This window comes from Stappia sp. ES.058 (genome assembly GCF_900105595.1).
In the GTDB taxonomy this organism is placed as follows: Bacteria; Pseudomonadota; Alphaproteobacteria; order Rhizobiales; family Stappiaceae; genus Stappia.
The window spans coordinates 844,098-856,773 of the sequence record NZ_LT629784.1 but is presented as its reverse complement, the minus strand read 5'-3'; the positions used below and the strand labels follow the sequence as shown (position 1 = coordinate 856,773).

At 63.0% G+C, this 12,676-nt stretch carries 16 protein-coding genes and 2 pseudogenes; 4 read left to right on the top strand and 14 right to left on the bottom strand.

Features of this window, described 5'->3' with window-relative positions:
• The first annotated feature begins 84 nt into the window (after positions 1-84).
• From BLU32_RS04100 to BLU32_RS22245, 4 genes and pseudogenes are all read left to right on the top strand, one after another.
• Positions 85-783: a hypothetical protein gene (locus tag BLU32_RS04100; RefSeq protein ID WP_157727489.1), complete on the top strand. Its 699-nt coding sequence runs from the start codon at positions 85-87 to the stop codon at positions 781-783.
• Positions 784-925: 142 nt separating this feature from the next.
• Positions 926-1,168 (top strand): annotated as a pseudogene (locus tag BLU32_RS04095) (transposase); the annotation flags it as partial.
• A gap of 599 nt (positions 1,169-1,767) precedes the next feature.
• Positions 1,768-2,829 carry a glycosyltransferase family 2 protein gene (locus BLU32_RS04090; protein WP_093805113.1) on the top strand — a complete coding sequence of 354 codons (1,062 nt, stop codon included), beginning with the start codon at positions 1,768-1,770 and terminating at the stop codon, positions 2,827-2,829.
• Positions 2,830-2,856: 27 nt separating this feature from the next.
• Positions 2,857-2,988: pseudogene (locus tag BLU32_RS22245) on the top strand (ABC transporter permease); the annotation flags it as partial.
• 73 nt (positions 2,989-3,061) lie between these two features.
• Here the strand turns inward: BLU32_RS22245 and BLU32_RS22420 are convergent.
• The 14 genes from BLU32_RS22420 to BLU32_RS04020 all read right to left on the bottom strand — a co-directional run bounded on the left by BLU32_RS22420 (position 3,062) and on the right by BLU32_RS04020 (position 12,675).
• Positions 3,062-3,187 (bottom strand): hypothetical protein, encoded by a 126-nt coding sequence (locus BLU32_RS22420; RefSeq protein ID WP_256371428.1) that lies wholly within the window; start codon positions 3,185-3,187, stop codon positions 3,062-3,064.
• A gap of 189 nt (positions 3,188-3,376) precedes the next feature.
• Complete coding sequence (locus BLU32_RS04080; protein ID WP_157727488.1) at positions 3,377-3,772, bottom strand: hypothetical protein; 396 nt, start codon at positions 3,770-3,772, stop codon at positions 3,377-3,379.
• Between the two features lie 181 nt (positions 3,773-3,953).
• Entirely contained in the window at positions 3,954-4,205 is a 252-nt protein-coding gene (locus BLU32_RS04075; protein ID WP_093805111.1) for a hypothetical protein, read from the bottom strand.
• Positions 4,202-4,903: an N-acetylmuramoyl-L-alanine amidase gene (locus tag BLU32_RS04070; protein ID WP_172838528.1), complete on the bottom strand. Its 702-nt coding sequence runs from the start codon at positions 4,901-4,903 to the stop codon at positions 4,202-4,204. The genes BLU32_RS04075 and BLU32_RS04070 overlap by 4 nt, the downstream gene beginning before the upstream one ends.
• 91 nt (positions 4,904-4,994) lie before the next feature.
• Entirely contained in the window at positions 4,995-5,261 is a 267-nt protein-coding gene (locus BLU32_RS04065; RefSeq protein WP_093805110.1) for a hypothetical protein, read from the bottom strand.
• A 31-nt stretch (positions 5,262-5,292) separates the two neighbouring features.
• On the bottom strand, positions 5,293-5,616 hold the full coding sequence (locus BLU32_RS04060; RefSeq protein ID WP_093805109.1) for a hypothetical protein: 324 nt from the start codon (positions 5,614-5,616) through the stop codon (positions 5,293-5,295).
• Between the two features lie 7 nt (positions 5,617-5,623).
• Positions 5,624-6,694, bottom strand: coding sequence for a hypothetical protein (locus BLU32_RS04055; RefSeq protein WP_093805108.1), 1,071 nt, complete (start codon positions 6,692-6,694; stop codon positions 5,624-5,626).
• A gap of 79 nt (positions 6,695-6,773) precedes the next feature.
• Positions 6,774-7,274: a hypothetical protein gene (locus tag BLU32_RS04050; RefSeq protein WP_157727487.1), complete on the bottom strand. Its 501-nt coding sequence runs from the start codon at positions 7,272-7,274 to the stop codon at positions 6,774-6,776.
• Between the two features lie 2 nt (positions 7,275-7,276).
• Positions 7,277-7,537, bottom strand: a complete 261-nt coding sequence (locus BLU32_RS04045) for a hypothetical protein (RefSeq protein WP_093805106.1) — start codon at positions 7,535-7,537, stop codon at positions 7,277-7,279.
• 2 nt (positions 7,538-7,539) lie between these two features.
• On the bottom strand, positions 7,540-8,103 hold the full coding sequence (locus BLU32_RS04040) for a hypothetical protein (protein WP_093805105.1): 564 nt from the start codon (positions 8,101-8,103) through the stop codon (positions 7,540-7,542).
• A gap of 9 nt (positions 8,104-8,112) precedes the next feature.
• Positions 8,113-11,382, bottom strand: a complete 3,270-nt coding sequence (locus BLU32_RS04035; protein WP_093805104.1) for a host specificity factor TipJ family phage tail protein — start codon at positions 11,380-11,382, stop codon at positions 8,113-8,115.
• Positions 11,349-11,789: a hypothetical protein gene (locus tag BLU32_RS04030; RefSeq protein ID WP_093805103.1), complete on the bottom strand. Its 441-nt coding sequence runs from the start codon at positions 11,787-11,789 to the stop codon at positions 11,349-11,351. The genes BLU32_RS04035 and BLU32_RS04030 overlap by 34 nt, the downstream gene beginning before the upstream one ends.
• A complete protein-coding gene (locus BLU32_RS04025; protein WP_093805102.1) occupies positions 11,786-12,310 on the bottom strand; it encodes a DUF1833 family protein in 525 nt (174 codons plus the stop codon). The genes BLU32_RS04030 and BLU32_RS04025 overlap by 4 nt, the downstream gene beginning before the upstream one ends.
• Positions 12,307-12,675, bottom strand: coding sequence for a hypothetical protein (locus tag BLU32_RS04020; RefSeq protein WP_093805101.1), 369 nt, complete (start codon positions 12,673-12,675; stop codon positions 12,307-12,309). Before BLU32_RS04020 ends, BLU32_RS04025 begins: the two co-directional genes overlap by 4 nt.
• Position 12,676: the final 1 nt, after the last annotated feature.

Sequence of the window (12,676 nt, the reverse complement as noted above, 5' to 3'; positions counted from 1 at the left end):
TTGCTCGCCTTCTTTACCGACTGGCCCTATGCAACACCGCAAGCCGCCAATCAAGCTAGAATAGCTGACAGGGAGAACCAGAGGTTGACACCACTAGCCGCTCGACTTTTCAAGGCTGCACACGAACCGGTCCGCCGCGACCTCCTCCACAGCCAGTTCTTCGAGTGCACTGCCCTAGTACCACTTGCGTTGGAAATGCGGGCTGCTGACAAGAACGACGGGGGCTACAGCCCTGACGCTCAACTGCCAGCACCTAAGACTTTCATAGAGGCTGTAATTGACGGCAATCGACGGGCCTTTCTTTGCAGTGAAGGCACGAATGACGGCTTTTCGATCCAAGGACTGGTCGCCGACGATATAGACATAGCTCGGCGTATTTGGGCCGGTGGCTTTTGGCCGGGCAGCGACAAGTTCATCGTGCAGGAAAGCAAAACACTGCCCCGCGCGGTGCAGGCAGCCGTTATGCTGGACCTGCAGCTGGTCGAGAAGATGCTTCTCCTATTGGGTCAGCCAGGGTTGGTGGACAGGGATCGCCAGTCCACCGACAAGCGTATCGTCCGCGCGGCCAGGGATGCTGGCTACGGTGAAGTGCCCCAATGGCATGTTTGCCGCGTTCGCCCCGGCCAGCACGGTGTTTGGGATGAAAGCGAAACCTCCCTGTCACGTGAGCGCCAACTCCATTACGTCCGCAAACACTTCAAGCCGTCGGTGAACAAGTGGATTGAGGGCTATTGGCGTGGCAACGCCGATCTTGGCGTGTCGTTGAAATGGTACAAGGCTTAGCCGGACTTCCTAGCTTGCGCTTCACGTTCCAGCTTCTCGATCCGAGCGACAAGAGCCTCGCGTTCATCTAGGACCTGTCCCCATAAACGGGGTTTCGTTGAGGCGCGAGATTTGATTCAACCTCCCGAATAAGGACGTTGCCATGCGCCGTCACGAACTGAGCGACAAGGAATGGTCGATCATCGAACCGCTTTTGCCGCGCAAGAGCCGGGGTGTGAAGCGTGTCGATGACCGCAAGGTCATCAATGGGATCCTCTGGCGGTTCCGCACCGGCTCATCGTGGCGGGATGTGCCGGAGCGCTACGGCCCACGCACGACGCTCTACAACCGGTTCTATCGATGGCGTGCGTCAGGTGTCTGGAACCAGCTTCTGGACGCGCCATCCTAGCCTTAATCCGCCAATTTCGAGCGCCACCGCTATGCGCGTGACCGCAATCCAAGCACAAACTGAACGAGAGCGGCAGGACGAGTCTGCCCGCAGCGCTGAAAAACGTCGCCGCCAGCCCGGAATGCTGCGGACTTTCGGCCCAATCCGCCCAACTACGAGCGCTTTCGCGACCTCAGACGCAGATCAGGGTAAAAAACGCTTGTTCAGCGGCGAAAATCAGGAAATCTTGGTGTTAAATGGCACGCCACTTGGGGGAGGTCGGGCGGAGAGCACTACCAGGCCCTGCCGAGGCCCATCGTGCGGCTCATCATGCGATTGGCGTAGTGACCGGCGAGTAGATGTACTGGGCGCAGCCGCCAGAACGGCGGCAGGAGGGCTCATCGTGACCAAACCAACGAAGACAAAGCCGATTTCGGAGATCCTCGTGCGCAGGAGGCCGTCTCGCACATGGATGATCGCTGCATCCTTGGCGATCGCCGTTTCACTCGCAATTGTCGGACTGGAGACGGTCGGGCTATGGCCAGACTGGCTCATGGCCGAACGGCTGCCCCGCTGGCCGTGTTGCCTTAGTCTGGTCGTTACGGCAAATTAATCCGATGCTTCTTTCCGTCGTCGTCCCGTTTTACAACTCCCACGCCAAATCCCGGCGCATCATGGCAACCCTACGCTCGCTGAAGGCGGACGACGTTGAGGTCATGCTCATCGATGACGGCGGAAACCTTGAGGAAGCGGAACTACTTAAGGTTGATGAGGAGAGCCTTTCTATCGCCCGCCAGCTCGTTCGGCAGCGAAATGCCGGACCTGGTGGAGCGCGGAACCGAGGCTTAAGCTGGTGCCAAGGCAAATACGTGTGGTTCGTCGATAGCGATGACGACTTCAGTCCCGATGCGATAGCGGAAGTCCGCGCGCTGGCGGACAAGGACTATGATTTCATTGACTTCGTGCTTAGCAACAAACACGGACACGACAGCACAATGGGATTTCCACCGGGCGAATTCGAGATGGTGCGCCGGGGTTTGCTGATCTCAAAGTTCGGCCGCCTCTGCACCAAGGTGTTCCGCAGAGATTTCTTGATTGAAAACCGAGTGTTTTATCCCGAGAACTGCATTTTCGAAGACAATGCACTCTGTCTTTTCATGCCCCTTCTGGTGAAGCGGTTCTACCGGAGCGAGACCATAGGATACCACCACCACGTGGACGCCTCGTCCGTTACGCGCGGCTCGGCTCTATCGCCGCGCTATTTTGATCGGCTGGACACTGCCGAGTACGGACTGGCCCGATCCTTCGCTCTTGGCGCAATAAGCGAGACTGAGCGCGCCGGCATACTGAGTAAATTCAGCGGGTATTTTTTACGCGTCACGTTGGTCGGGGTCAGGGGGCGCGGCGGCGATGCCCTGATGGTTCAGAAGGTGATGAAGGCCTATCGCGACATAATGCGCGATCACGACATGGCGGTTGCCGAGGATCAGTTCGAAATACTGCTCAAGACGGTCCACGACGTCGATGAGCGTCGAATTTACCGGTTGCTTTGGGATGCGGCCGATGAGATGTCCGACCCTAAGCCATATTTTGCACGATTTCGCGATGCTTCGTGGCGTCGGCCCATCAATTTTCGCGAAACACCAATGGCTGCTAAGAAGCCAGCACCCGCGCCCTAAAGTTCTCTGAACAATGGCATTTGCCGAATGATATTCGCCCTGCTCATCCGTGAGATGGCGACCCGGTTTGGGTCAAAGCCTGGAGGATACCTTTGGGCCTTTCTCGATCCGGCAGCACATATCCTGCTGATGACCGCCATCTTCAGCGCGATCGCCCGAAAAATCGTTGATCACCTCGACCTTTGATAGCACCGGCCGGCGGAAAAATACTTTAGCCCATACCAACGAATGCCTAAGCGTAAACATCATGCGGAACCGCCGCGATCAACCGCTTGGCGAGATTGCGTTTGCCGACGATCCAGGGCGCAACCGGGGACACAGGCTGAACGTCCCGCTCGCCAAAAAGGTTTGACTCCATTGTCAACCAATCCAAATTTGCGGCGCGGCCGCCAAGCAGGGGTCGGGCCGGAAGGCCCGATTGTGGGAGCGGCGATAATTCAGCTTTCGTCGGGCCGGGTTGTCTTGCAGGACGGTTTGCCCGGGAGGGTCGAAGCGTTGCACCGCTTCGACCCTCCCGCCCTTGGGAAGGCAATTCAAAGTCAGCTGACTACCGTCCGCCCCACCCCCTGAACGCCCCGGTGATCTTCTCCCAGTTACTGACGATCCAGACGGCGGCGAACATCACAAATCCACCGATCCACCAAGCCGCGCGCGCCAGTTTTCCGCCTGTCTCGAGCTGCACCTGGCGCCGGTTGTAGTCATCGACCGCCGGCTCCATTCGTTCCACCCGCGCCGCGGTGGATTTGACCTCATTGGCAACTCGATGCTGTTCGCGCCGCACCTCCTCCAGCGCCTGATAGACGCCCTTGCGGCTTTTGGCCGAGGATTCCCGTTCGCTGCGGAATTCAAGGACCATCGTCTCCACCGTGCCGGCAAGCCGACCGACCGTCATGTTCAGGTCGGTCACGGCTTTGCGCATTGCCTCCATTTCGGCATCACTCACCCGCGCCACCCCCCTCCCCATGCCGCCGGCACTCCGGTCCGGTCGAATTGATGTCTTCGCTCATGGCGTCCACCCGCAATGCTTCGCACCAAACCTGTTGTGCGCAACGATCTGTGCCATCGTGTCGACCGTCACGTTGTCCTGCATCGACGGGCGAAGCGGGCGCGCCGTATCGCAAAAATCACCGGTCGCGGTCACGCAACCACTTGCGATACTCGACATCGAGATCAGCAGCACCCATCGCATCCACATCATCGTCGACTTCCTTTCGTGTCTTCATCGCGTCGAGCTGTTCCCGCGCTCGCGCGGCCCGTGCGTCGGCCGAGGCCGAGCGCCGGCCGGTGAGATATGCCGCCGCGATGGCCATGGCGACCGCGGCGGCGAGCGCCAGCCAGCCCTTGAGCCGCGCGCCCAAACTCAGGAGCCAGATCAAATCCCCAGCTCCCGCGCCTTCTTCATGCGCTCGCGGATGATCCAGAAGGCGAAGCCCGCCGCGATCACGATCACCAGCGCGGCCACCCAGGTTTCGAGGCTCGTCAGCGCGGTGACGACGCTGGTCACGAATGTGCCGATGGCCGCGAGGTTCGTCGTGCTTTTCAGCATCGGCTTGCCGCGGAAGGGCTCGGGGTCGGACTGAAACGCGGGCTCGATCTTGTCGACCGGCTCCGGGCGGGGACGCGGCGCCGGCTTGCCGGCCCGGATGGCAGCGACGATCGGCTGGTACTCAGGCTGCGCGTCGAAGCAGGGGCAGGCCTTTTTGACACCGGAAAAGTCACGGTGCCCCTTCACGGTCTTGATGCCGGGATAGGTTTCCGCCAGCTTGGCGACCAGCGCCTTGAGCGCTTCCTTCTGTGCGGGCGTGCGGGTGTCCTTTGGCGCGAGACGGCCGTCATTGGTGACACCGCCGACATAGCAGACACCGATGGAACCGGTGTTGTGTCCGCGCACATGAGCGCCGGTCTGCCCGACCCGCCGGCCCTCGTGCACCTTGCCGTCGAGGTCGACGACATAGTGATAGCCGATATCGCGCCATCCCCGATCGGTATGCCACTTTCGGATCGTCTCGACCGAGATCGGTCGCCCTTCCGGCGTGGCGGAACAGTGAATGACGATGGTGTGAATAGGCCTCATGTCTTTCTCCAGAAACAAAGACAGCCGGCGAACCGCCGGCCGGCAGGCACAAAAAAAGCCGCCCTTCGGCAGCTCGTCGTGGTCGGTGAGGTCAGCGCGCGGGCTTGGCCGCCTTGCCGGCCATCGGTTCGCCGGACACCTCGCCCCGCGCCTTGGCCAGATCCGCCTCGAGCGTGGCGACCTTCTTTTTCAGTTCGGCGACCTGCTCTTCAGCCTGCGCCTTCTGCGCTTCCGTCACCGCCAACGCGCCGACATGGTTCTGAGACCGCGCGGTGAGGATCTTGGCGATCTCCAGACCCTCATGGTGCGCGGCCTGAATCCGCAGTGCGTTGAGGTCGATCTGTTTCGGTTCGGTCATCGTCTGTCCTTTGTGTGTTTCGAGGTGTCGGTCACGCCCAGGGCGCGGCGCGCGCCACGACCGGCGGATTGCGCTTCAGTTCGATCCGTTCGGCGATCGCCGCCTTCTCGACATCGATGTCGACAAGATCGGCGAGCCATGCCAATGCCTCGGCTTCAGTCAGGTCGTCGAATGGCGTGAAGGTCTGCGGGTCGGGCGGCGGAAGCACCTCGAACCTGCCGCTCTCTGCGATCAGCCCGTCCGCAGCTTCGCCGCGCAACCGCCAGTGCATGACCGTGACGACGTCGTCGAGGCCGTCGGCCACGGGCGCTGTCTCGAATTTCGGGAAGGACCATGTCCATGTGATCGTCGTCATAGAGCGCCTACCAGGTTGCGAGTGCTGCGCGTTTCCAAGTGTCCGCCGCGGTGCAGACGTAGATAAAGTCCGCGTCCCACGCGATCTCGCCTGTGGTGCCGATATCGGCGGCGGACGACGGGGTCTTGGCGGTTGTCAATTGAATGCTGTCGTCGTCGATGATCAGCCCCGTTGAGGCCACCGTCCCCTCGACGTCGAGGCGATGCGCCGGATCGGTCTTGCTCGGACCGATACCAACGTTGCCGGAAAACCACGCATGGCCGTAGGTCATGCTGAAGCCGATCAGCGGCACGCCTGTGCTGGCAATGAGGATCTGGTGGCCCCAGCCGGCGATGGGCAATTTGCTTGCAACGCCGTTCCCGGCTGAGGTGTAGGCGTAAACGAGCCCAAATTGGCTGCCGAAATTGTTGGCGACCAGATCGACCCGGTATTGGTCGCCGATTGCCCAGACCCCCTGAACTTTGGAAGCCGAGTAGTTTCCAGCCCACCCTGACCGACCGATGGTCCCTTTCGATGCAGCCGAACTGGCTTCAAAGTTTCCCGTAGTGGAAAGACCACCCGTCAAATCAAGAGCCGTAGCAGAGATGGTACCGTCGACATCCACCCCCGCCGCCGTCGTGCGCCAGATCTCAGTTCCGTCGACCGCCGCAGCGATCGTATCCGCCGCCGGGAAGAATAGCCCGGTGTCGACATTCCCCACCGACGCAAGCGCGGGCGCCGCCGCCGAGCCGGGATCGAACAGCGACTGCCCCGTGAACGTCGTTTTGGCGAAGCTCGCATCGTCGAGCGCAAGACCCGTCACGGTCACCCGACCGGTCGCTCCGTCGATCCGAAAGCGATCCGCGAAACTGAGCGGCGAATCGTCCGGGCTGTACTGGATGACAAAATCATTCTCGCCTGGCGGCAGCCCCCACCGAAAGCGATCATTCCCGCCTTCGCGCAGCTTGACCAGCGCCGCATCGGCACCGGTCGTACGGTCGAGCGTGATCACCTTGGAAGCGCCGGCAGCGTCCAGTGTGGCCGAAATGCCGCCCAGCATACCGTTCAACTTCGACAGGATTTCGTCTGCGGTTACCATGACGCCTCTCTCATGCGGGCACGAAAAAGCCGCCTCGGATCACCGGGCGGCGGACGAAAAATTCGGGTGGCGGGGCCGGTCAGTTGAACCCGGCCACCTTGAGCACATACTCGATTGTAATTTGCGGACTGATCAGTCCACCACCAAAGGAGCCTTGCTGGCCGGCGCGCCCCAAAATGCTCAGATCTTCCTTGAGCAGGAGGAGATCGTTTTCGATCACGATGTCGACGGTTTGACGGATCACCGCGGTCAGCGACTGATAGTAATTCGATGCGACCGGCATCCACTTGTGGAACGTCACGAATGTCCCGCCAATGCAAAACCAGTCGCGCTGCCATTGGCCCGACGTCAACCGTACCATTCCGACCGACAGTTCACTGTCCGGCTTCAAGGCGCCTGGAGATAGTTGATAGGAGCGCTGATAGCGCACAGGATCGAAAGACCCGTTCGTAACGGATGTCAGCACGACCGAGCCGGTATAGGTTTCCGTCGTGTAGAGAATGTTTTCATCGGAATCGAACGTCTTGCGCCCGCTTCCGTCGAACATGCGCATCGCGCCGTCTTTCAGTTGAACGGGCATAGTCAGACGCCCACCTGGTAGCCCGCAAGGTCGACATGCGTTGTGTAGATGCGCGCCCAGCCAAGCCCGTTGATCCCGAAATCGAGATAGAGATGATGGTTGCTGCCAAGCCCCGGCCAGGAGCCGTGAGGCGTGATCGTTCCGGGCACGGCCAAAACACCGAGGTCCTGACCGGCATTCAAACGCAAGTGCGTATCCTTGTCCGTCACCGCGCCGCCGGCGAAAATGAATTCGGCAGCCGAGATTTTCAGGAGAATGGTCATCGTCACACCGGAAGCGCGGTTTTGGTGATCCAGACCTGGCACTCCAGATCATATGGAAACGTGTTGTAGTAGGACGACGGATAGCTGGTCGCAAAGCTCGCGCCATACGGGCTGACATCGGTCACCGTCACGTGGGTTTCGTTGCAGCCCAGCTGGAGCATCCGGAATGCGTATGCGCCACCGGCGATCCAACCCGTGCTGGGAAGCACGATCGTACCGGAAAACGGCACGACACCTGTCGTCAGCGGTGGCGTGCCGGGCTGGTTCTGGCCGATCACGTCGTTGTAGGGCACGCCCTGATAATTCTTGATGATGCCAAAGATCAGCGGGGTGTAGGGCAGTCCGTGCGCATGAACGTTGTAGACGGTCTTGCCGCTGGCGTCGTAGTTCACGCCCGTCAGATTGACCGTGACGTCGACAATGCTCTGCACCACCGTATAGTCGAGCTTTGTGTGGAAGAGAACGCGCGCGATGTCAGCGTGCGGGTCGTTCTCGATCGCGATCTCGCGCGGCCCCTTGTAGATCGCAGCATGCCCATCCGGCATGCCTCGCATGATGATGCTCATCCCGCCCCTTCAGATCTCGAACACGAATTCCGATGGAGTGCTCAGTTTCCACCAGCTGGCCCCATCCTCCGACGTGATCGTTCCGGCCTTGATCTTGTCCGCGACAAGGTCGGGGATCGCGGCGCTGTTGACGTAGAGCGTCCCGTCCTGAAACAGGAACGGCTGCCCGGTGTCCGTGCCGTCCGTGATCAGGTACTGGTCGACCTTGAACACCATGCGCGAGCTGAGATCGTCGAGGATCTGCAGCGCGAAGCCCGCCGAGGTCCAGTCCGGCGAGCCTTCCGTCCCCGCATTGAGCTGCACCAGATATTCGGCCACCACACCGGCGGGCAGCGCGCCCGCATTGACCGCGAAGCGGACAAATCCGTTGGCGGAAAATCCGTTAAACGCCGCCTCGATCGCCGTGATCGCTTCGGCCCGCGCGCTCGTTTCCGTCACAACCGCCTGACGCACATCCGTCACAGCCGCGCGCGCATTCTCCGAGCTGCGTTCCTGCCTGTCGACCTGCCTGCCGGCCGCCTCAACCTCGGTTACGATCCGGTTGATTTGCTCGAGGAACGAGGCTTCCGTGCCGTCGAAGATCTCGCCGGCGCTCTGGGCTCTCTCCGTCGCCGCATCGAAAAGCTCCGTCGCGCGGATCGACGCGTTCGTCGGAAACCTCACTTCCTCCGGAGCGGCGGCCACCAGTTCCACCCGCCACGGCCCCGGCAGATCTCCCACCGCCTGCATGCGCACGTAAAACGCCTCGCGCCGCACCGAGGCCGAAAAAGCCGGCACGGCGCCTTCATAGACCGGCGTCCAGGCATTGCCGTCGTAGGAGACCTGCGCCCGGAAACTCACCGCCCAGGCGGGATGCCGCGCGGAGACCGTGACCAGCGACTCCGTCACGCTGATCTCGCGATGCACGCTCATCGCGTCGATCACGGGCGCACCGGCCGATGGCGGCAGGAAGCCGGGCTGCGGCGCGGCGGGAACGCTCAAGCCCTGATCCGCCGCATACACGGCCGGATCGTCGATCACCAGCTCGATCTGCGCACCGGTTCCGTCCGGCACCATGTTGACCAGGATCCCGCGAAACGCATAGTCGGTGCCTTCGCCGAGCAGATAGGTCGGAGCCTCGTCGCCATCGTCGACCAGATGCGGCTCCAGCGGCCCGAACTCGGCATCCGCTGCGGCGCGGTCCGCCGCATCGAGCGTCACGACACTGGAACCCACCGTCCAGGTAATCTTGCACGGCCCCCACTCGCCGCCGTCGCGCCGCCGCACGCGCAAATAGGTGTTCAGCGGATCGGTCGACGGTTCCTTCGACAGGGTCAGGTCGTCGCCGGAGATCCCGCGCACCACACCCGCCTCGCCCCAGGTCTGCGGCATTTCCGACTGGAGCAGCACCACGTCGCCGCGCTTCAGCAGCCGCCCTTCCAGTTCGGCGCGGAAGGTCGCCTTGGTCCGGCGGAAGAAATTGTCCGCGGCGAGGTGAATGCCCTCCCGCCAGGCCTGCCCGCGATCGGTCGGGCCGATCAGGCGCACCCGCGCCGGCGCTTCCGACGCCGACTCCGCGATCGTGCAGCGCACCTCCTCCTGCTTCCAGCTGGTGCGATCCATGTATTCCACGATCACGTCGTCGGCCGCGTCGCTTTTCTGCAGCGCGTAATCGACCTCAAGAGAGCCGCGCGCGATGTTGCGGTCGGTAAAGACCTGCGCGGCCAGCGCCCGCGGTTCGTCGCGCACCAGGCTGATGCGGTTTCCCAGAAACTGTACCGACGCCCTGCCGGCTGCGAGAACCGTGTTGATTGCATCGAACCGCGTCGTACGGGTGTCGAACACGCCGTTGAACGTGTCGCCGCGCCCGTTCCAGACCGCGTCATAGGCGGCGAAGGTGGCCAGATCGATGCGGCTGTCGGCAAGGCCGGCGCCATAGACCGGGTTCCGGGCGATGTCGACCGCCGCCCAGGCGATGGAACGGGTCGGCTGCTCCTCCCAGGCACTGCCCGTCCAGACCGGCAGAATGCGCGTCTGGACGATCGAGAACTGCCGCGAGCTTTGCGAGGTCAGCTGCTCGTTTGCCCTGACGCGCACGGCCATGGTCGACAGATCGTCGAAGGCCTGCGGCCCGTCGAGATAGGCGCGCAGTCCCGCCCACTCCGAGCGGTCGAAACGGCGGTCGCTCGCCGACCAGGCGTTCGTGCGTTGCGCCCGAACCTCATAGCGACCGGCCGGCACGTCGAGCGACCAGGTGAAGCGCTGCGGCGTCGCCGTCGTCAGCGTGATCGTCTCATCGGCGAGCACCGCCCATGTGCCGGCGCCGACGGGCGCGCCGAGATCGTCAATCTCGCGATATTCGAACCGCAGCGCGACGGTGGCGGAGACCTGCGATCCGCTGTCGGTCAGTTCATAGCAGCCTTCCGGCAAGACGACATCGACGGCAAGCCGCTGCGCTGTCTCGCCCGCCGGCACGGCCGCGAAAGGACCGATCCAGTTGATATCCGCCAATAGTTGCCCACCGACTTCCGACGAAGTCTCGACCTGCACGGGGAAAAGATCGACCTGCTCGCCCGGCTCATAAAAGGCGATCTCGATGTCGGCAAGCGCGCCGGCAAACCCCGTCCCGGCCTCCCACACGACCGTCTCGCCGATGCGCACCAGCGCCACTTCTGAGCGCCCCAAACCCCGGCCGAACAGCAGGTGCAGATACTGGTCGTTGCCGTCGAACTCCTGATAGGGATCGGACACATAGTCCGGCACCATGACGTGCTCGCCGTACTGCACCGGAATGACGGAGAACAGCCGGGCCTGATTGCCCTGCGCGCTGGTCGAATAGGTCGGCGAGGCCTCCAGCTGGGCCGCGGCTGTCGCCGCCGGTTTCGGCGCCAGAAGCGTGTTGATCAGGATGCCGCCGCCGGCAAGGATCGCACTGCCGATGGCACCCGCCACAAGCCCGGTCGAGGACAGCCCGAGCGCGCCGGCGAGCGCCCCGCCCGCCCAGGGCGCGAAGGCCGCAAGTGCGATCATCGCCACGATGCCCAGGATCGATTTCCCGTCGCCGCCGCCGCGCGGCAGCGGGATCGCGACGATCATGTCGCCGGGCGCGATCTCGCGCGACCAGTCAGCGCGCAGCACCGGCTCGCCATTGACCTCGACGATAAAGGCGACGCAGGACGGCGGGCCGAATTCCTCGACGACGCGCGCAAGCGTCTCGCCAGGCAGCGCCGGCAGCTCCGCCGGCACGCAGGGCATTGGCGACGCGATCAGGCGCGCGTCAGAAAGGCGATCATGCGCCATCCGGCGAACTCCAGGTGCGAAAGATTGTCGAACGTCGCGGCGGGTTTTGCCGCGTGAAGGATACCGATGTCGCCCGGCAGAGGGCCGAGCTTGAGATAACAGCCGATGTGGATCGGCACGTCGCGCCGCCCCATCAGCACCGCGCAGCCCTGAACCGGAGCCGGCACGCGGGTCCAACGCCGGCGCTCCGCAGCGGTGGCGAAGGCCCGCGCCTGTGCCCTGGCGCTCATCTGGGCGATCTCGAATTCCGGCAGATCGCCGCGTCCGAGAATGCGCTGCACCTCGCGAAACAGGCCCCAGCAATGAAACCCCGGTCGAACGTCGCGCGTGTCGTAAGGCGCGCCGACGAGCGCCTGAAGCGCCGCGACCTGCTCAGGAGTGATCTCGATCCCGGCGTGTGAGCTCATGACAATGTCGGGAACGCCGTTTGTGTGTAGAGCCGACCCGGAAACAGCCGGTCCGGCCAGTCGTTCAGCCGCGAGGTCGCAGTCGCCCGCGTGCCCGTCACCTTGACGCCGGTCAGTTCGATCCCGTCGAGCCGCTGCTGCGGACCGGCAAGCCCGACGATATATTCCCGCCAGGTCGCGATCAGCGGCGAGCGGATCGACACCGCCGCCTGCAAATGGCGATGGATTTCCGACGACACATTGTCGATCCAGAAGGAGACCGACGGCACCTGTCCTTCCTCGCTCGACGGCGGCGTGAAGCCGAACGGCATGGCCTTGAAACTCACGACCTGCCCCGCGTCCATCGGCGCGTCCGCTTCCAGCAGCAGGTCGTGGTCGATCCCGTCCTGCACGAAGCGCAGCGCGATCGGCGTCCCGCCCTCGACAAAGGAGGGGTGCCGCAGCTCCATCGTCTGCAGCACCACATCCGATGTCACCGAGGCATAGGCCTCGCGGATTGCCTGTGTCCGGATATCGCTCACAGTTCCACCTCAAGTGTCAGTGCCACCATGACCGCGCGGCCCTGCTGGCGCGTCGTGAAGCGGGTCTCGCCCGACAGCTTCACGGTCTTTGTCGACAGGGCCGCCCCGTCCCAGACCGGCATGTCGAACCGTTTCGTGCCCCGCGCGAGATCGTCGCTGACGAAGGCGTCGAACAGGGCGAACTCCGCCGGCGTCATGCGGATGTCGAAACTCATGAGCCGGTATTGCAGCGTTCCGCGCGGACGCTCGCGCGTGTTGCCGCCCTCCATCTCGGTCGACACCGGCGCGTTGAAGGCGCGCGAGATCTGCAGGCTCGCGCGCTGCGGGGCGCTCGGCACACCGGCTGGCCACACTGGAACCGCCATG